Origin of the sequence: Nocardioides guangzhouensis (genome assembly GCF_004519545.1) — a bacterium.
Taxonomy (GTDB): domain Bacteria; phylum Actinomycetota; class Actinomycetes; order Propionibacteriales; family Nocardioidaceae; genus Nocardioides; species Nocardioides guangzhouensis.
The window spans coordinates 79144-96080 of sequence record NZ_SDKM01000004.1 but is presented as its reverse complement, the minus strand read 5'-3'; the positions used below and the strand labels follow the sequence as shown (position 1 = coordinate 96080).

18 protein-coding genes are annotated in these 16937 nt (G+C 71.9%); 16 read left to right on the top strand and 2 right to left on the bottom strand.

The window, feature by feature from the left end:
* Positions 1–102: 102 nt before the first annotated feature.
* The 6 genes from EKO23_RS04130 (at position 103) to EKO23_RS04105 (ending at position 6344) form a co-directional block, all read left to right on the top strand.
* Positions 103–1170 (top strand): zinc-dependent metalloprotease, encoded by a 1068-nt coding sequence (locus tag EKO23_RS04130; protein ID WP_134714381.1) that lies wholly within the window; start codon positions 103–105, stop codon positions 1168–1170.
* A gap of 9 nt (positions 1171–1179) precedes the next feature.
* Positions 1180–2187, top strand: coding sequence for a tRNA lysidine(34) synthetase TilS (gene tilS / locus EKO23_RS04125; RefSeq protein WP_134714379.1), 1008 nt, complete (start codon positions 1180–1182; stop codon positions 2185–2187).
* A 5-nt stretch (positions 2188–2192) separates the two neighbouring features.
* Complete coding sequence (hpt, locus tag EKO23_RS04120) at positions 2193–2744, top strand: hypoxanthine phosphoribosyltransferase (RefSeq protein WP_134714377.1); 552 nt, start codon at positions 2193–2195, stop codon at positions 2742–2744.
* A 91-nt stretch (positions 2745–2835) separates the two neighbouring features.
* Positions 2836–4941, top strand: coding sequence for an ATP-dependent zinc metalloprotease FtsH (ftsH, locus tag EKO23_RS04115; protein WP_281280852.1), 2106 nt, complete (start codon positions 2836–2838; stop codon positions 4939–4941).
* 38 nt (positions 4942–4979) lie between these two features.
* Entirely contained in the window at positions 4980–5552 is a 573-nt protein-coding gene (gene folE / locus EKO23_RS04110) for a GTP cyclohydrolase I FolE (protein ID WP_246050901.1), read from the top strand.
* A gap of 39 nt (positions 5553–5591) precedes the next feature.
* Positions 5592–6344 carry a class I SAM-dependent methyltransferase gene (locus tag EKO23_RS04105; RefSeq protein ID WP_134714373.1) on the top strand — a complete coding sequence of 251 codons (753 nt, stop codon included), beginning with the start codon at positions 5592–5594 and terminating at the stop codon, positions 6342–6344.
* 29 nt (positions 6345–6373) lie between these two features.
* On the opposite strand, the gene EKO23_RS04100 is transcribed toward EKO23_RS04105, so the two are convergent.
* Entirely contained in the window at positions 6374–7771 is a 1398-nt protein-coding gene (locus EKO23_RS04100; RefSeq protein ID WP_134714371.1) for a glycosyltransferase family 2 protein, read from the bottom strand.
* A 61-nt stretch (positions 7772–7832) separates the two neighbouring features.
* Here EKO23_RS04100 and EKO23_RS04090 point away from each other — a divergent pair, with 61 nt between their 5' ends.
* The 7 genes from EKO23_RS04090 to EKO23_RS04060 all read left to right on the top strand — a co-directional run bounded on the left by EKO23_RS04090 (position 7833) and on the right by EKO23_RS04060 (position 13444).
* The gene (locus EKO23_RS04090; protein ID WP_167880317.1) at positions 7833–9557 is read left to right on the top strand and encodes a glycosyltransferase family 61 protein; all 1725 of its coding nucleotides are present in this window, start codon (positions 7833–7835) and stop codon (positions 9555–9557) included.
* A gap of 133 nt (positions 9558–9690) precedes the next feature.
* Positions 9691–10497: a dihydropteroate synthase gene (folP, locus tag EKO23_RS04085; RefSeq protein ID WP_134714544.1), complete on the top strand. Its 807-nt coding sequence runs from the start codon at positions 9691–9693 to the stop codon at positions 10495–10497.
* A 1-nt stretch (position 10498) separates the two neighbouring features.
* Complete coding sequence (gene folB, locus EKO23_RS04080; protein ID WP_134714365.1) at positions 10499–10885, top strand: dihydroneopterin aldolase; 387 nt, start codon at positions 10499–10501, stop codon at positions 10883–10885.
* Between the two features lie 5 nt (positions 10886–10890).
* Positions 10891–11460 (top strand): 2-amino-4-hydroxy-6-hydroxymethyldihydropteridine diphosphokinase, encoded by a 570-nt coding sequence (gene folK, locus EKO23_RS04075; RefSeq protein WP_134714362.1) that lies wholly within the window; start codon positions 10891–10893, stop codon positions 11458–11460.
* Between the two features lie 7 nt (positions 11461–11467).
* Positions 11468–11989 (top strand): DUF3180 domain-containing protein, encoded by a 522-nt coding sequence (locus tag EKO23_RS04070; RefSeq protein ID WP_134714360.1) that lies wholly within the window; start codon positions 11468–11470, stop codon positions 11987–11989.
* Positions 11990–12097: 108 nt separating this feature from the next.
* Positions 12098–12685: a hypothetical protein gene (locus tag EKO23_RS04065; RefSeq protein WP_134714358.1), complete on the top strand. Its 588-nt coding sequence runs from the start codon at positions 12098–12100 to the stop codon at positions 12683–12685.
* Between the two features lie 90 nt (positions 12686–12775).
* On the top strand, positions 12776–13444 hold the full coding sequence (locus EKO23_RS04060) for an FMN-binding negative transcriptional regulator (RefSeq protein ID WP_134714356.1): 669 nt from the start codon (positions 12776–12778) through the stop codon (positions 13442–13444).
* A gap of 36 nt (positions 13445–13480) precedes the next feature.
* Here EKO23_RS04060 and EKO23_RS04055 read toward each other — a convergent pair whose 3' ends face one another.
* A complete protein-coding gene (locus EKO23_RS04055; protein ID WP_246050888.1) occupies positions 13481–14473 on the bottom strand; it encodes an ABC transporter ATP-binding protein in 993 nt (330 codons plus the stop codon).
* A 22-nt stretch (positions 14474–14495) separates the two neighbouring features.
* Between EKO23_RS04055 and EKO23_RS04050 the strand changes: the two genes are divergently transcribed.
* Genes EKO23_RS04050 through EKO23_RS04040 form a run of 3 tightly spaced genes read left to right on the top strand, consistent with a single transcriptional unit; the run spans position 14496 to position 16892 of the window.
* Positions 14496–15221 (top strand): ABC transporter permease, encoded by a 726-nt coding sequence (locus tag EKO23_RS04050; RefSeq protein ID WP_246050887.1) that lies wholly within the window; start codon positions 14496–14498, stop codon positions 15219–15221.
* On the top strand, positions 15218–16021 hold the full coding sequence (locus tag EKO23_RS04045) for an ABC transporter permease (protein ID WP_134714350.1): 804 nt from the start codon (positions 15218–15220) through the stop codon (positions 16019–16021). The genes EKO23_RS04050 and EKO23_RS04045 overlap by 4 nt, the downstream gene beginning before the upstream one ends.
* Positions 15948–16892: an ABC transporter substrate-binding protein gene (locus EKO23_RS04040; protein WP_167880316.1), complete on the top strand. Its 945-nt coding sequence runs from the start codon at positions 15948–15950 to the stop codon at positions 16890–16892. Before EKO23_RS04045 ends, EKO23_RS04040 begins: the two co-directional genes overlap by 74 nt.
* Positions 16893–16937: the final 45 nt, after the last annotated feature.

Sequence of the window (16937 nt, the reverse complement as noted above, 5' to 3'; positions counted from 1 at the left end):
CGGTTGAGGCCGGCACTTCGGACAGTCGGGCCCGCCACTTCGGACGGTCGGGCCCGCCATTTCGCACGGGTCGGCTGGGGCGAGGGCCGTAGAGTTCCGGGCATGAGCGAGCAGCCCGGTCAGAGCGCGCAGGGCCCGAGCGACCCGACGCCCCTGGTCGACTGGGAGTTCGCGGTCAAGGTGGGGTCGCGGTTCGCCGGCGAGGGGCCGGAGATCAGCCGCGCCGAGGCGGACGCGGTCGTCGCCGAGCTGCGTCACGACGCGCACAGGTCGACCGGGCTGGTCCGGGAGTACACCCGGCTCAGTGCCGCCACGGACACCGCGCCGGTGCTGGTCGTGGACCGCCCGGGCTGGGTGCGGGCGAACGCCGACGGGTTCGCGACCGTGCTCACCCCGCTGGTCGACAAGATGTCGTCGAAGAAGGGGGCCCCGGGGCCGATCAGCCAGGCCGTCGGCTCCCGGGTCACGGGCGCCGAGGTCGGGATGCTGCTCGGGTTCCTCGGCTCCAAGGTGCTCGGTCAGTTCGACCCGTTCCACGAGCCCGCCGGCCGGCTGCTGCTGGTCGCTCCGAACATCGTCCACGTGGAGCGCGAGCTCGACGTCGACACCACCGACTTCCGGCTCTGGGTCTGCCTGCACGAGGAGACCCACCGGGTGCAGTTCACCGCGGTTCCCTGGATGCGCGACCACCTGCGCGCGGAGATCATGAACCTCGCCGACAGCGTCGAGCCGGCCCGGATGCTCGAGGACGGGCTCAAGCGCGTCGGTGACGTGATCCGGGGCGAGGGCGGCAGCCTGGTGGAGGCGATGAGCTCGCCGGAGCAGCGGGTCGTCATCGACCGGATCACCGGGGTGATGTCGCTGCTCGAGGGTCACGCCGACGTGGTCATGGACGGCGTCGGCCCCGAGGTCATCCCCACCGTCGACACCATCCGGCGTCGGTTCACCAAGCGCCGCAAGGGCGCCTCCTCGCTGGACCGGCTCGTGCGCCGGCTGCTCGGGATGGAGGCCAAGATGGCGCAGTACCGCGACGGCGCCGTGTTCGTACGGGCGGTGGTCGACAAGGTCGGCATGGAGGACTTCAACGCGGTGTGGGCCGGTCCGGAGAACCTCCCGAGCAAGGCCGAGATCGAGGACCCGGCCGCCTGGGTGGCCCGGGTGCACGGCTAGGCCGGTCCGGTGCCCCTCGACCCGGCGGTCGCGGCGGTGCGCCTCGCCGTACGCCGCGACCTGGCCGCCGTCGGCCCCGCCGACGGTCCGGTGCTGGTCGGCTGCTCCGGTGGCGCCGACTCCCTCGCCCTGCTCGCCGCCGCCGTCTTCGAGGCGAGGTCGGCCGGCTGGCGGGTGATCGGCGTGACCGTCGACCACGACCTCCAGGAGGGGTCGTCGGAGCGGGCCGGCGCGGTCGTCGACCAGATGGCGGCGCTCGGCGCGCACGAGACGATGGCGGTCCGCGTGCACGTCGAGGCGCCCGGGATGGGGCCGGAGGCTGCCGCCCGCGAGGCGCGGTACGCCGCGCTCGGCCAGGCCGCAGCCAGCCTCGGCGCCGCCGCGGTGCTGCTCGGCCACACCCTGGACGACCAGGCCGAGACCGTGCTGATGGGGCTGACCCGTGGCTCCGGCGGCCGTTCCATCGCCGGGATGCGACGCTCCTTCGAGGTCTACCGCCGCCCCCTGCTCGACCTCACCCGGGCGCAGACCGAGGCGGCCTGCCGGGCCGAGGGCATGTCCTGGTGGTCCGACCCGCACAACGACGACCCTCGGTTCCTGCGGTCGCGGGTCCGGCACACCGTGCTGCCGCTGCTTGAGCAGGAGCTCGGGCCGGGGGTCGCCACCACACTGGCCCGGACCGCCGACCAGCTCCGAGTCGACATGGAGGCTCTCGACGACCTCGCGGACGCCGCGTTCGGGCAGCTGGCCGAGGGGGAGGGGACCGGCACCGCCCTCTCCCTGGCCGGGCTCGCGGCGCACCCGGCCGCCGTCGTCGGACGCGTCGTACGACGGGCCGCGCTGGCCGCGGGAGCCCCCGCCTCCGAGCTGTTCGCGGTCCACGTCGAGGGGCTGCTCTCGCTCGTGATCGGCACCGTCCGCGGAGAGGTCCAGCTGCCCGGCCGGGTCACGGCGTACGTCGACGGGCGGCCGGGGGACGGCCACCTGCGCTTCCGCCCCACTCCTGTGGCAGGCTGAGTCCCATGGAGTCCGCCCACATCGAGAGCGACCTGGTCAACATCCTGTTCACCGAGGAGGAGATCCAGGCCAAGCTCGCGGAGATGGCCAAGCTCATCGAGGCGGACTACGACGGCAAGGACCTGCTCATGGTCGGCGTCCTGCGCGGCGCCGTGATGGTGATGGCCGACCTGGCCCGCTGCCTGGACCGCCACCTCGAGATGGACTGGATGGCGGTCAGCTCCTACGGCTCCGGCACCAAGTCCAGCGGCGTGGTGCGGATCCTCAAGGACCTCGACACGGACATCACCGGTCGCCACGTGCTGGTGGTCGACGAGATCATCGACACCGGCCTGACCCTGAGCTGGCTCATCTCGAACCTCTCCAGCCGCAACGCCGCCAGTGTCGAGATCGCCACGCTGCTGCGCAAGCCGGAGGCGCTGGCCATGCCGGTCGAGCCGAAGTACGTCGGCTGGGACATCCCCAACGAGTTCGTGGTCGGCTACGGCCTCGACTACCAGGAGCGCTACCGCAACCTCCGGTGCATCGGCACCCTCGCGCCGCACGTCTACTCCTGATCCCGCCCCGCGCGGTTGCCGTCACCCTGTACCGTCACTGTTCACATAGGTCACTGCTCAGCCCTGTCCTGAGCTGTCCCGAGAGAAGTCTGTGAAGCGCATATTCAAGGGTCCCTGGCTGTGGATCGTCGTCGGTGTGGTGGGCGTGCTGCTCGCCCTGCAGTTCCTCGCGCCCGACGGGGGGTACGACGAGATCCCGACCTCCCAGATGCGGGAGTACATCTCCAGCGGTCAGGTCAAGGAGATCACGTTCATCGACAACGACCAGGAGATCCGGGCCACGCTCGACTCCGACGTCAACCGCGACGGCGGTGACAAGGTCGTCACGCACTGGATCAAGGGCGAGCAGGTCGGCCTGGTGGACTCGGTCGAGAAGCAGGTCCGGGCGGGTGAGATCGAGAAGTACAACTCCGAGAACCCCCAGCCCAGCCTGATCGGCTCGCTGCTCGCGACCCTGCTGCCCTTCGCGCTGATCGTGCTGCTGTTCATCTTCCTGATGAACCAGGTGCAGGGCGGCGGCGGCCGGGTCATGCAGTTCGCGAAGTCCCGCGCCAAGCTGATCACCAAGGACATGCCGAAGACCACGTTCGCCGACGTGGCCGGCTGCGACGAGGCGATCGAGGAGCTCTCCGAGATCAAGGAGTTCCTCCAGGAGCCCGCGAAGTTCCAGGCGGTGGGCGCCAAGATCCCCAAGGGCGTGCTGCTCTACGGCCAGCCCGGCACCGGCAAGACCCTGCTCGCCCGAGCGGTCGCGGGTGAGGCGGGCGTGCCGTTCTACTCCATCTCCGGCTCCGACTTCGTCGAGATGTTCGTCGGCGTCGGCGCCTCCCGGGTCCGCGACCTGTTCGAGCAGGCCAAGGAGAACGCCCCGGCGATCGTGTTCATCGACGAGATCGACGCCGTCGGCCGCCACCGGGGCGCCGGCATGGGCGGCGGCCACGACGAGCGTGAGCAGACCCTCAACCAGCTTCTGGTGGAGATGGACGGGTTCGACGTCCGCGGCGGCGTGATCCTGATCGCCGCGACCAACCGGCCCGACGTGCTCGACCCGGCGCTGCTGCGCCCCGGCCGCTTCGACCGGCAGATCCAGGTCGACGCTCCCGACCTGTCCGGCCGCGAGCAGATCCTCAAGGTGCACGCGCGCGGCAAGCCGATGGCGGCCGACGTCAACCTGCTCAGCATCGCCCGGCGCACCCCCGGCTTCTCCGGTGCAGACCTGGCCAACGTGCTCAACGAGGCCGCGCTGCTGACCGCCCGCGCCAACAAGAAGCTGATCGACGACGAGTCCCTCGACGAGGCGATCGACCGGGTCATCGCCGGCCCGCAGCGCCGGACCCGGCTGATGAGCGAGAAGGAGAAGCTGGTCACCGCCTACCACGAGGGCGGCCACGCCCTGGTGGCCGCGGCGCTGCCCGGCAGCGACCCGGTGCACAAGGTGACGATCCTGCCGCGGGGCCGCGCGCTGGGCTACACGATGGTGCTCCCCGACACCGACAAGTACTCCCAGACCCGCGCCGAGCTGCTCGACAAGCTCGCCTACATGATGGGCGGCCGGGCTGCGGAGGAGATGGTCTTCCACGACCCGACCACCGGCGCCGGCAACGACATCGAGAAGGCCACCAACCTGGCCCGCGCGATGGTCACCCAGTACGGCATGACCGAGCGCCTCGGCGCGGTCAAGCTCGGCGACTCCAACTCCGAGCCCTTCCTCGGGCGCGACATCGGCCACAGCCGCGACTACAGCGAGGACGTGGCCGCGATCGTCGACGAGGAGGTCAAGAAGTTCATCGCGATCGCCCACCAGGAGGCCTTCGACATCCTCGAGGAGAACCGCGACGTGCTCGACTCGCTCGTGGTCGCCCTGATGGAGCGGGAGACGCTGGACAAGGAGGAGGTCGCCGAGGTCTTCGCGCCGCTGCGCCGCCGTCCGGCGCGTCCGGCGTGGACCGGATCGCCGGACCGCGTCCCGTCGACGATCCCGCCGGTCGAGTACCGCCCGTCCCGCGCCGAGCGCGAGGCCGGCATCGAGCGGCCGGCGGAGCCCGAGCACCCGGTGCTCGGTGACCCCGACTCCGACGCCCCGATCCGTCCCGAGGCGGAGCCGCCCGGCGTCCCGGTGCCGGGCAGCCAGGGTGCGCCCCCGCCGTACGACCTGCCGCCGGGGGACCGCCCCGGGGGCGGCGGGTCGCGTCCGTGACCGACCCGATCGACCGCACCGTTCGCGACCCCGCGGACGTGCCGCCGTTCGACTACGCGCGCGCCGAGGCAGCGGTCCGCGAGCTCCTCGCCGCGATCGGCGAGGACCCCGGGCGGGAGGGCCTGCGGGAGACCCCGGCCCGGGTGGCGCGGGCGTACGCCGAGCTGACCCAGGGTCTGCACCAGTCGCCGGAGGACGTGCTCACCACGACCTTCGACCTCGGCCACGACGAGATGGTGCTGGTCCGCGACATCGAGCTCTGGTCGATGTGCGAGCACCACCTGGTGCCGTTCACCGGCGTCGCGCACGTCGGCTACATCCCCGCCGAGACCGGCAAGATCACCGGACTGTCCAAGCTGGCCCGACTGGTCGACGTCTACGCCAAGCGCCCGCAGGTGCAGGAGCGGCTGACCACGCAGGTCGCCGACGCGCTCATGGAGCTGCTCGAGGCCCGGGGCGTGATCGTGGTGATCGAGGCCGAGCACCTCTGCATGACGATGCGCGGCGTCCGCAAGGCCGGCGCCCGCACCATCACCTCAGCCGTGCGCGGGATCATGCACAACGCCGCAACCCGCTCCGAGGCGATGGCGCTCATCCACCGCAACCGGTGACCGACCAGCACCACTCGGCGTCCGGTTAGTCTGCTCGCCATGCGATACACCACGTTCCTCGCGCAGCTGCACGCCCTCCTCGAGCCGCGCGCGTACCTGGAGATCGGCATCCGCAACGGGATGTCGCTGTCCCTGGCGCGCTGTCCCGCGGTCGGTGTCGACCCTGCATATCGGGTGACCGCCGAGCTGTCCGGCGAGGTGCACCTGCATCGCACGACCAGCGACGAGTTCTTCGCGCGCGAGAAGCCGCTCGCGGCGCTGCGCGACCCGGTCGACCTCGCCTTCATCGACGGGCTCCACCTGTTCGAGTTCGCCCTGCGCGACCTCATCAACACCGAGCGTCACTGCAGCCCGGCCTCGGTGATCGTCTTCGACGACGTGCTGCCCCGCACCGTCGACGAGGCCGCACGCCAGCGTCACACCAGCGCATGGACCGGCGACGTCTACTCCGTCATCCCCACCCTGCAGCGCCACCGTCCGGACGTGACGACGGTCCTGGTCGACACCCAGCCGACGGGCCTCATGCTGGTGCTCGGCCTGGACCCCGCCGACTCCACGCTGGTGGACGAGTACGACGCGATCATGGCCGAGTTCCGCCGCCCCGACCCGCAGCCCGTCCCGAGGCAGATCCTCGAGCGGAGCGCCGTGCACGCTCCCGAGCGCATCCTCGAGGCGGGCTTCTGGTCGGTGCTGCGCGAGCAGCGGAACGCGCCCGCCCCGGACTTCCACCGCCGGCTGCGCGAGCAGCTGGCCGCCGACCTCGGCGAGGCCTATGCCCCGATGGACAACTGACGGCAGGTCACCTGTCGGGAACGGCCCGGCTAGCGACGCGTGACCTTCTTCAGCCGGCGCAGCACCGGGGCAAGACGCTGCCGCGACCAGCGCACCGGGTCGGTGCGGCCCGGAGCAGCCGGGGCAGCCGGGGCAGCCTGCTCGCCGCCTCCGCCCTTCCGTCGTACCGGCCGGACCCGCATCCCGCCCGTGCCGTCGATGACCAGCCGGGCGCCGGTCGGCGAGTAGCCGGACGACGAGAACTTGGTGAACAGCCGGGAGGAGCCCGGCAGCCCGCTGACCCAGGCGGTCAGGTCCGCGCCACCCCCGGCGGCTCCCTCCAGGTCGGCCAGCGCCTCGAAACGGCCGAGGCGCACGTGCCCACGGAGCCGGGCGCCCGGCTCCAGGTCCAGCTCGGGGACGTGGCAGGTCATCAGGCTGCCCCGCGCGCTCTCCTCGACCCGGCACTGGCCGGCGCGGATCCGGGGGACCAGGGGGTGGTCGCTCGCGCCGACATCGAGGCCGAGGCGTCCCCGCTCCGCGAACGTGACGACGGGGATTCCGTGATGGGTGCCGCCAGCGGCGCGGCGGCGACCGACCCGGACGAGCGAGACGCTCGCCGGTCGGCCCTCGTGGTGGACCCGGACCACCGGCCACCAGGTACCGGTGGGCAGGGGCTGACCCGCGGCCAGCGTGGCCGGGTCGACCGCGACCAGGAGGGACCGGACGTCGGTCCCGGACGTCGGCCCTGCCTCCACGGCCCGCTCGTCGACGGGCCAGTCGATGCCGACGACCGGCGAGAAGAGGGAGACCGTGACCCGGGCGTCGGCCCCGGTTGACGGCGGGAGCTCGAGGGCCAGGTGGAGGACACCGCCGGTCCACCGCACGTCCGTCGCACGGGGCGCCGTGTCCACGTCGGGCTCGTCACCCGGAACGGCCGACGAACCGTTCGGGCCGTCGAACAGCACGACGTCCGGCACCGTCTCCTCGACCTCGACCGGGTCGCCGCCTTCGAGCGTGCTGCGTCGCAGCAGCCGCCCCCAGGTGGCCGGTGCGCCGTCCGGGACGAGAGCGAGCCCTCGCGACGGACGCCCCACCTGTCCGGTGCAGGCGTCGGCGTTGCTGCGGTCAGCGGCGCGGACCAGGCAGTCCAGACCCGACCGGGTGACCCGGGACCCGGCCGGCAGCTCGAGCACGTAGTCGGCCGACGTCAGTTTCGCGAGGTGTTGTGCCGAGGGGGTGTCGCCGGCCGGTCCGGCCTGCGTCAGCCGGACGTTGGTGCGGTGGTGCACCGCGTCCACCAGTCGCCGGGTCAGGTCAGGATCGTCGCCGGAGTCGAGGAGCAGGACCTCGACGTCGCGGGGGGGCAACGACTGGCGGTCGAGTGAGGCGAGGCTGTCGACCCACCCCGGACCCGTGGACAGACCGACGGCAACTCGTGGCAACATGCGGCCATTCAACATGAGACGATGGGGGACAGCGACCTCCTCGACGCAACGTGGGAGAACCGTGCGATTTCGGGAAAGCAAACGGTCGAAGCAGCGTGCCGCTCGTCTCGAGGCACTCCAAAAGGCGGCGGACCGGCTCGGGTGGTCGACCGGACCGGACCGGAAGGGCCTGATCGGAGTCGTCGCCCGTCGGCTGCCAGAGAGGCGTGACCCGGTCGTCGCGGTCGTCTCGGACGACGCGGAGCCGGGCTTCGCCGAGGTCCTGCGGGTGGCCCTGCCGCGGGCTCGTGTCACGGTCCTGCTCCGTCGCGACGGGATCCGGGAGCTGCACCTGGCGCTGGCGGCGACCGGCCCTCAGGACCTCGTCGTCGACCTGTCGCGCCGTGGCGCCCACGACCGGCGCTTCTCCGTCCTGCTGCTCCACCTGTGTCGGGGCGGCACGCTCGTGTCCCGCCTCCCGCAGCGGCGCGGGCCGTTCCATGCGCTGCTCGGTGAGCTCCAGCGCCTGCGGCAGGACGGGCCGCCGCCTCCTCCACGCACCCCCCGGGAAGGGCGCGACGACCGCCCGTGGGCCGAACGCGACCTGGCGGCCCTCGTGAACTCGATCGACGAGCTCGTGGTGCGCCGCCGATGGGTGGTCGCGGTGATGGGTGTCACCACCTCGGCGGTGGTGCGCGAGGAGGAGATGGAGCGGTACCTCGAGCTGCGCGGTGGACCGGACCGGGTCCTCGCCACCATCCCCGGCAGGCCGTGGACCTCCCGGGCCCGCCTCCGCGCCAGCAGCAAGGAGGTCCTGGACGCGTTCTCGACGATGCACGACCCCGTCGACGTCTCCCTTCGCGTCCACCACGACGTTGTGTGCGGCCCGGAGCAGACCGCGGTCCGCGAGGACATCGTGCTGCCGGCCAGCTATCGGCACTTCCGCAAGCCCCGGCTCGCGAACCGGAGCCTGGTCGGATGGACCGCAGACTTCGTGCGGACGCCGTCCCTCGATGCGCCGAGGCTCCGTGGCCGGTGGTTCTACCTCGACAACCAGCACCGCGGGCACTTCGGTCACGCGATGACCGAGCAGATCTCCCTGCTGTGGGCGTGGCGCGAGGCGAAGGAGCGCCATCCGGACCTGCGCGCGCTGGTGTTCCTGAACCGCGGGCGCAGGTTGGCTGAGTGGGAGTACGAGCTGCTGGCAGCCGGCGGTGTCCCACGGGAGGACATCGTCATGGCCGAGCATCCCGTGCGCGTGGAGTCGCTGTTCACGGCAACCCCGATGTTCAGCATGTCCGCGCAGCTGCACCCCGAGATCGCGGCGACCTGGGCGACGATCGGCGAGACCCTGGCCGCGCGCGCCTCGGACCGCAGCTATCCCGACCGGGTCTTCTGCACGCGCCGCGTGGCCAAGCGGGCGTGCCACAACCTCGACGACGTGGAGGAGTTCTTCCGGGCCCGAGGCTTCGAGGTCGTCGTGCCGGAGGAGAACCCGCTCGCCGACCAGGTGCAGCTCTTCCGCCAGGCCTCCGTGATCGCCGGTTTCGCCGGCAGCGGGATGTTCCAGCTCGCCCTGACCGGTGGCCCACGGCACGCCATCCTGGTGAGCAGCGAGTCCTACACGGCCCGCAACGAGTACATGATCTCGTCCGTGCTCGGCCACCGCCACGACATCGCGGTCTGTCGGGCCGACACGCCGCACCCGCCCGGCCAGTGGTCCGCGGCCGCCTACACCTCCGACTTCACCTTCGACCCCGAGCGGGAGGGTCGGTTCGTCGACGAGGTCCTCGCCGGGCCTGCATGACGCGACCGACGGGTCCGCGCGCACGCGGCGCGGCGCCATCGGCGAGAATGACCAGGCGTCGCGACGAGTTGTCCTGAGAGGCCCGGTGAGTCCCGTGAATCCCCTCACTGTCCCGTGGACGCGCCCGCGGTTGATGGGCATCGTCAACGTCACGCCCGACTCGTTCTCGGACGGCGGCCGGTGGGCGACCACGGACGCCGCCATCGCGCACGGCCGCGAGCTGCTCGCCGACGGCGCCGACTTGGTCGACATCGGCGGCGAGTCGACCCGGCCCGGCGCCACGCGACCGCTGCTGGCCGAGGAGCTGGACCGGGTGGTCCCGGTGATCGCCGCCCTGGCCGCCGACGGTGCGTGCGTGTCGGTCGACACGATGCGCGCCGAGGTCGCCGACGCCGCGTGCCGGGCCGGGGCTCAGGTCGTCAACGACGTCTCCGGCGGCCTCGCCGACCCCGGGATCCTGGCCGTCGCGGCGTCGTACGGCGTCACGTACGTCGCGATGCACTGGCGCGCGCACAGCGACCGGATGCAGCAGCACGCCGTGTACGACGGACCCGGCGGCGTCGTGGGCGCCGTACGCTCCGAGCTGGCCGACCGGATGGCGGACGCCGCCGACGCCGGGATCGCCCCGGAGCGCCTCGTGCTGGACCCCGGGCTGGGCTTTGCCAAGACCGCGGCACAGAACTGGGAGCTGCTGCGCGGGCTGGACGAGATCGCCGGCCTGGGCCTGCCGCTGCTGGTCGGCGCCAGCCGCAAGTCGTTCCTGGGCAGCCTGCTGGCGGACGGGTCGGGTCCGCGGCCCGTCGACGGTCGCGAGCACGCCAACGTGGCGGTCACCACCTTGCTCGCCGAGTCCGGGGTGTGGGGTCTCCGGGTGCACGACGTGCGTGCCAGCATGGACGCGCTGCGGGTGGTGGCCCGCCTGCGGCCCGGACAGGAGTGAGATGACCGACCAGAGCCTCGACCCGACCCCGGACGAGATGGCCGTGACCGGCATCGTCTGCCACGGACACCACGGGGTCTTCGACTTCGAACGACGCGAGGGGCAGCCCTTCGTGGTGGACCTCGTGCTCGGCCTCGACACCCGTCCGGCGGCGTTGTCCGACGACTTGCGCGACACTGTCGACTACGGAAGTGTCGTCACTTCGGTGAAAGCCGCCGTGGAGACCGACCCGGTCGACCTGATCGAGACCCTGGCCCAGCGCATCGCGGACGTCTGCCTCTTGGACGGTCGTGTTGAATGGGCGCGGGTGACCGTTCACAAGCCGGATGCCCCCATCGACGCGACGTTCTCGGACGTTGCGCTGACGATCACCCGAAGAAGGACGTGAGGGCCGTGACCGAGACCCCCAATCCGCACATCATCGACGCCGACACGCTGACCGGAGAGATGCACCCGATCCGGCGGGCCGTGCTGGCGCTGGGATCCAACCTCGGGGAGCGGATGGCGAGCTTGCAGGGGGCGGTGGACGCGCTGGCCGACACTCCCGACGTCTGGGTGACGGCGGTGTCCTCGGTCTACGAGACCGACCCGGTGGACATGCCGGAGGACGCCAAGCAGTTCCTCAACGCTGTCGTGCTGATCGACACCACGCTGCCGGCCGCCACCCTGATGGACCGCGCGCTGGCCATCGAGGACGCCTTCCACCGCGAGCGCAACGGTGAGCGCAACGCGCCGCGCACGCTCGACGTGGACCTGATCGTGGTCGGCGACCGACGGTCCGACGAGGACTTCCTCAGGCTCCCGCACCCCCGTGCGGCCGAGCGTGCCTTCGTGCTCAAGCCGTGGCACGACCTCGAGCCCGACGCCGTGCTGCCGGACGCCGGTCCTGTCGCCGACCTCCTGGAGAGCGCCGACCAGAGCGGCATGAAGAAGCGCGAGGACCTCTCGCTCGACGTCCAGTGACAGCGCGGTGACCGAGGGGCCCCCGGAGGGCAGGCCCGAGCGCCGGCCGCCGCACGGCAGGGTCCGGCCCACGACGCCGGGCCTGCTGATCGGATGGGGGCTGGTGGGCCTGGTCGGAGGCTGGTTGCTGCGGCCGCTGACCGCCTGGCGCAACACCACCGCACCCGTGGTCACCTGGGGCCAGGTCCTGGCCCTGTTCCTGGTCGCCGGGATCCTCGGCCTGACCGCCTGGGCGACCTGGCGGACCCTGCACGTGCACGGCCACCGGCTCGAGCCGCACCGTGCGGTGAACCGCCTCGTGCTGGCCAAGGCCTGCGCCCTGGTCGGCGCCATCGCCGCCGGCGGGTACGCCGGCTACGCGCTGTCGTGGGTCGGCATGAGCGCCGAGCTGGCCGACCAGCGGATGGTACGGTCCGGAGTCGCGGCCCTGGCCGGCCTGCTGACCTGCGCGATGGCGCTGCTGCTCGAACGGGCCTGTCGGGTCCGCTCCGACGACGAGGACTCGAACGGCGACCGGCGACCTCGCTGAGGTCCCGGCACCCGGGCCGAGGGTTGTGACGGGAGTGACCGAGGTCGACTCGTGTGACGTGCGCGTGTCGTGGGGGTGACGGGGTGGTCGGGGACCTACCCTGACCGCATGGCTTCCCCCAACGCCCGCCGCCGGCAGCGCAGCATGCGCGTGACGGTCGCAGTTGCCCTCATCATGGTCGCCGCCCTGCTGGTCGCAGGCGCGGTGATCGGACAGTCCTTCCTGCTGACCGCCGTCGCTGCCGCCGGTGCCGTGCTGTTCGGTGCCGCCGCCACCAAGATCACCCACTCCGAGCTCATGCAGACCCGGGTCGATGCTGCCCGTGACCGCGCCGAGCAGGCGCAGGCCTACAAGAAGATGACCGCGGAGCGGACGCGTGAGAACGAGGCGTTCGCCCAGACCATGACCGAGCGCATCGCCGAGCGCCAGAAGCTCATCCACGAGCTCGAGGGCCAGCTCGCGCTGCAGCACCGCAAGGTCGCCGAGATCACCCTCAAGGTCGGCTCCGAGGCGCGCCGCGCCGACCACGCCGAGGCCCGGCTGGTCGAGCAGGGCTCGGTGCTCGAGGACGCCGAGCAGCGCGCCGCCGAGGCGATCGTCCTCGCGGCCGAGCTCGAGCAGGAGGTCGCCGACCTCAAGTCCGAGCTGGCCGCCTGGCAGGACGCGGCGAACATGCCGATGCGCAAGCACGCGTAACCACCTCGCACCTCCGCTCCGACCCGTCGTACCTTGGTCGCCTGTCGCGACGTACGACGGGTCGCGGCACGTCCGGCCCGAGGAGCACTCGTGTACGTCCCCCGCTTCAACGCCATGACCGACCGCGGGGAGGCGCTGGCCCTGGTCGCGGCCGTGGGTGCCGGCGAGCTCGTCACCACCGGCGCCGACGGCTACCCGTGGGCCACCCGCCTGCCGGTGGTGTGGGACGACGAGGGCAGCCGGCTCGTGCTGCACGCGGCTCGCGCGAACCCGCACTGGAAGGCCATCGAGGAGGTCGCGGGCGACGACGGTGCCCCCGCGCTCGTGGTGGTCACGGGGCCGGAGGCCTACGTGTCGCCGCGGTGGTACGCCACGAAGACCGAGCACGGCCGGGTGGTCCCGACCTGGAACTACTCCGCGGTGCACCTGCGCGGCCGGGTGCACGTGCACCACGAGTCCGCGTGGCTGCGGGACGCCGTGACGAGGCTCGCGGACCTCAACGAGCGCGGCGCGGTGCAGTGGGGCGAGCAGCCGTGGGCGGTCACCGATGCCCCCGAGACGTACGTCGCCGGGCAGCTGCGGGCGATCGTCGGGATCGAGGTCGTGGTCGAGGAGGTCGAGGGCAAGGCCAAGCTCAGCCAGAACCGCTCCGGGGCCGACCGGACCGGGGTGGTCGACGGGCTGCGGCACGAGGGCGGGGTCCGGGAGGGCCTGGTCGCGGACGCGATGGAGGCGCTGCCCGCCCACCCGGCCCGCTGACCCGGCACAGGATGTGCCGACTCGGCGGGGTTCGGGTCAGGAGGGCTGGGCGGCGACGGAGGCGCGCAGCGCCTTGTGCACGCCGTTGGGGGTGAGCACGCCGAGGAACTCGGCGCCCTGCCTGACCCCGACCATCGGCCGGTCTTCGCGCATCATCAGCGCCAGCGCGTCCTCGAGGGTGGCGTCCGCGTCGACCACGCCGCCGAGCTCGCCGGCGGTGACGCCGTTCATCGGCTCGAGGTGCTCGCGCCGGATCGGGGTGACCGCGAGCCGGCGCAGACCGCGCGAGGCACCGACGAACGACGCCACGAAGTCGTCGGCGGGGGCGCCCAGCACGGCCGCCGGCACGTCGTACTGCGCGAGCCGGCCGCCCTCGGCGAACACCGCCACCCGGTCGCCCATGCGGACCGCCTCGTCGATGTCGTGGGTGACCAGGATGACGGTCTTCTCGAGCTCGCGCTGCAGGCGCAGGAACTCCTCCTGGAGCCGGCCGCGGATCACCGGGTCGACCGCGCCGAACGGCTCGTCCATCAGCAGCACCGGCGGGTTGGCGGCCAGTGCCCGGGCCACGCCGACCCGCTGGCGCTGGCCGCCCGAGAGCTGGTGCGGGTAGCGGCCGGCGTACGTCGCGGGGTCGAGGCCGACGAGGTGCATCAGCTCGTGCGCCCGGTCCCGCGCGTGCTTCCTCGACTCGCCGTAGAGCAGCGGCACCGTCATCACGTTGGTCTCGATCTTCTGGTGCGGGAAGAGGCCGACCTGCTGGATGACGTAGCCGATGCCGCGCCGGAGCGTCACCGGGTTCTCGTCGGTCACGTCCTTGCCGTCGATGAGGATCCGGCCGGTGGTCGGCTCGATCAGCCGGTTGACCATCTTGAGCGTGGTCGACTTGCCGCACCCCGAGGGGCCGACCAGGCACACCATCTCGCCCCGGGCCACGTCGAGGTCGAGCTCGCGGACCGCGACCGTCCCGTCGGCGTACGTCTTGCCCACGCCGTCGAGCCTGATCATGGGATCTTCGGTACGGTCCATGGATGTGACCCTACTTGGCGCCGTGTCCGTGGCCAGCGCGTCGTCAGGCTCGTCGGCCAGCGCGGAACAGCCCACGTGCTACAGCGCCCTGGTCAACGACTGGTTCTGCAAGGACTACTACATCGACCGCCAGGACGAGCTGATCGCGGCGACCAGGGAGCACCTGTTCATCACCGTGTGCGCCGTCGTCCTCGGCTTCCTGGTCGCGATGCCGCTGGCGCTGCTGGCGCGGCGCTCCGCGCGGGTCGAGGCGGTGGTGCTGGCGCTGAGCACCAGCGTCTACACGATCCCGTCGCTGGCGCTCTTCCCGCTGATCGTGCCGTTCACCGGGCTCAGCCGGACCACGGTGATCATCGGGCTCGCGCTGTACTCGCTGACGATCCTCGTCCGCAACACCACCGAGGGGCTGCGCGGGGTGCCGGACGACGTGGTCGAGTCGGCCACCGGCCTCGGCTACTCCCCGCGCCGGCTCCTGTGGCGGATCGAGCTGCCGCTGGCGCTGCCGGTGATCATGGCCGGGCTGCGGATCGCGACGGTGTCCACGGTCGCCCTGACCACCGTCGGTGCCCTGGTGGCGTACGGCGGTCTCGGCAACCTCCTCTACAACGGCGTCCGCACCGAGTTCCGGGCGCAGGTGATGGCGGCCAGCCTGATCTGCGTGGCGATCGCGGTCCTCCTCGACCTGCTGCTGCTCGGTGTCCAGAAGGGCCTGACGCCCTGGACCTGGGGCGTCAGGAGCCGCGGATGAACCTCTTCGCCGACACCTGGGCCTACCTCACCGACTCCGGCAACTGGACCGGTGACGGCGGGCTGGTCGACCTCGCCGTCGAGCAGCTGCTGCTCACCACGACCGCTCTCCTGATCGCCATGGTGATCGGCCTGCCGATCGCGCTCTGGCTCGGGCACCTCGGCCGCGGCGGTTTCCTGGCCATCAACATCTCCGGCGTCGGCCGCGCGATCCCGACGTTCGCGGTGCTCGCGCTGCTGGTGCTCTGGGAGCCGGTCGGCACCGACACGTTCGGTCCGTTCGGCCGGGCCGGGTTGGCCACCCTGATCGCGCTGGCGCTGTTCGCGCTGCCGCCGATCGTCACCAACGCCTACGTCGGCGTCGACCAGACGCCCCGCGACGTGCGCGAGGCCGCCGACGGCATGGGGATGCGCGGCAGCCAGAAGTTCTTCCGGGTCGAGCTGCCGCTCGCGTCGCCGCTGGTGGTGGCCGGGCTGCGGCTGGCCCTGGTGCAGGTCTGGGCGACCGCCACCATCGCGGCGCTGGTCGCCGGACCGGGGTTGGGCAACGTGATCACGGCCGGTTTCTTCAACGGCGACTACCCGAGGGGTCTGGCGGGCGCCGTTATTGTTGCGGCGATCGCGTTGATCCTTGAACTACTCTCGGCGTTGGCGCAGCGCGCCGTGCAGACAAGGGCACGACCGGACACGCGTGGTCTTCGGCCACGGGACACAGAAGGTGATGCAGATGAAGGCTCGACGGATCCTGGCAGCGGCCCTGGTCTCGGTGCTGGCGATGGGCGCCGCGTCCTGCGCCAGTGACGACCTCGGAGACGACGGCAACGGCAGCAGCGGAGGCGGCGACAAGGGCAAGGTCGTCCTCTCCGGGCAGGCCTTCGACGAGGCGGCGCTGGTCGCCAGCATGTACCAGCTGCTCCTCGAGAAGGAGGGGTACTCCGTGGAGCAGAAGCTCGTCGAGAGCCGCGACCAGTACCTCGGCGAGCTCGAGAAGGGCAACGTGCAGATCGCGCCGGAGTACACCGGTGGCATCCTGGACCTGCTGAACACCAACGCCAACGGCGCAAACGCCGAGCCGATCACCACCTCCGACGCGGCGGAGTCCATCAGCGCCGGCAAGCAGCTGCTCGACGACGCGGGCATCACCCTGCTCGACCCGTCCGCGGCGACCGACACCAACGCGTTCTTCGTCACCCAGAAGTACGCCGACGACAACGGGGTCACCAAGCTCTCCGACCTCGAGGGCAAGTCCGTGGTGCTGGCCGCCGCTCCCGACTGCAAGGGACGACCCGACTGCGAGGGAGGCCTGACCACGGTCTACGGCATCAAGGTCACCAAGATCCTGCCACTCGGCTTCGGGGGCGCCCAGACCAAGAACTCGGTGAAGGACGGCGAGTCCCAGCTCGGTCTCACCGCCACCACCGACGGCACCCTGGCCGCGGACGGCCTGGTGCTGCTCGAGGACGACAAGGCGATCCAGCCGGCCCAGAACCTCGTGCCCGCGGTGAACACCGCCTGGCTGAAGGACCACCGGGACGTGCGCGAGGTGCTCAACGAGCTGATGGCGACCCTGGACACCCGCACCCTGGCCGAGCTGAACACCCGGGTCACCGTGGACCGCGAGAAGCCCGAGGACGTCGCCCGCGACTACCTGGAGCAGAACGCCCTGCTGTGACCGGCCCCACGTCACGGGGTGTCAGGTGCCTGTGCACTAAGGTGA

Coding starts and splice junctions, on each gene's coding strand:
- EKO23_RS04130 (WP_134714381.1), top strand. CDS start 103: ATGAGCGAGCAGCCCGGTCAGAGCGCGCAGGGCCCGAGCGACCCGACG.
- hpt (WP_134714377.1), top strand. CDS start 2,193: ATGGAGTCCGCCCACATCGAGAGCGACCTGGTCAACATCCTGTTCACC.
- EKO23_RS04105 (WP_134714373.1), top strand. CDS start 5,592: ATGCGATACACCACGTTCCTCGCGCAGCTGCACGCCCTCCTCGAGCCG.
- EKO23_RS04100 (WP_134714371.1), bottom strand. CDS start 7,771: ATGTTGCCACGAGTTGCCGTCGGTCTGTCCACGGGTCCGGGGTGGGTC.
- folP (WP_134714544.1), top strand. CDS start 9,691: ATGGGCATCGTCAACGTCACGCCCGACTCGTTCTCGGACGGCGGCCGG.
- folB (WP_134714365.1), top strand. CDS start 10,499: ATGACCGACCAGAGCCTCGACCCGACCCCGGACGAGATGGCCGTGACC.
- EKO23_RS04065 (WP_134714358.1), top strand. CDS start 12,098: ATGGCTTCCCCCAACGCCCGCCGCCGGCAGCGCAGCATGCGCGTGACG.
- EKO23_RS04055 (WP_246050888.1), bottom strand. CDS start 14,473: ATGGACCGTACCGAAGATCCCATGATCAGGCTCGACGGCGTGGGCAAG.
- EKO23_RS04045 (WP_134714350.1), top strand. CDS start 15,218: ATGAACCTCTTCGCCGACACCTGGGCCTACCTCACCGACTCCGGCAAC.
- EKO23_RS04040 (WP_167880316.1), top strand. CDS start 15,948: ATGAAGGCTCGACGGATCCTGGCAGCGGCCCTGGTCTCGGTGCTGGCG.